Source organism: Thiorhodococcus drewsii AZ1 (assembly GCF_000224065.1).
GTDB lineage: Bacteria > Pseudomonadota > Gammaproteobacteria > Chromatiales > Chromatiaceae > Imhoffiella > Imhoffiella drewsii.
Genome location: NZ_AFWT01000132.1, coordinates 1 through 736 on the forward strand (window position 1 = coordinate 1; position 736 = coordinate 736).

General features: G+C 52.9%; 1 protein-coding gene and 1 pseudogene. Both read right to left on the minus strand.

Features of this window, described 5'->3' with window-relative positions; all coding sequences use genetic code 11:
• Positions 1-160 (minus strand): IS3 family transposase (locus THIDRDRAFT_RS23380; RefSeq protein ID WP_007043435.1); only part of this gene is annotated, 160 nt, incomplete at its 3' end.
• A 247-nt stretch (positions 161-407) separates the two neighbouring features.
• Positions 408-548: pseudogene (locus THIDRDRAFT_RS26090) on the minus strand (addiction module toxin RelE); the annotation flags it as partial.
• Positions 549-736 lie beyond the last annotated feature (188 nt).

Consider the following 736-nt stretch of genomic DNA (forward strand, 5'->3'; position numbering starts at 1 on the left):
CGGCGTGCTCCAAGATCTCCTTCTTCCATTGCCCAACTTGAACCGGGTGCACACCGTGCTCCTGGCCAATCTCGTTGACGGTTTTCACCCCACGGATGGCCTCCAAGGCCACTTTGGCTTTGAACGCGGCGGCGTAGGTTTTGCGCTTTGCTTCACCCATTGTGATCAACCCTTTCGTGCCGGCCTGACAACTTAAATGACTGTCCGATTTTTAGGGTCCACTTTACTATTCGTTTTGCACTGTACTGAGGCTGCGGAAAGATTGGAGCTAGGCTTGATTTCGATTTTCACGGTAGTCAGGTGAAAAATTGATTGACGTAAATCCAAATCCGTAATTCTGATCGCGCGATTATCCGCGTAATATGTTCCGTAATAGCGCGTAATAAGGTCAGTTCTCGCATCATTTTGAAACGCTCCACCACCTCCGCGAGCACCCGCAAGAACGTCTCGCGATCGTCATCGTCTTCGTTGATCGGCTCGCGCCGATCACCACGCGAGGCGATGTGGTACAGCGCACCGGCGAACTCGATTCGGAGAGGTCTAGCCATCACTCAACGATAGCGTATCTGGGAATATGATACTATGCGAGACCTGCCCGTATGCCGTAACATGCTGATTAACTTGCGGATTCAAGTTCCGCCGATGGAGTTGCTCGTACACCATTGTAGTGCCCCGGAGCGGCGTTTGGGTAACCAAGGGTCGTGAGTTTCGTGGGTGCAAAACCGCAGGCCGCAGC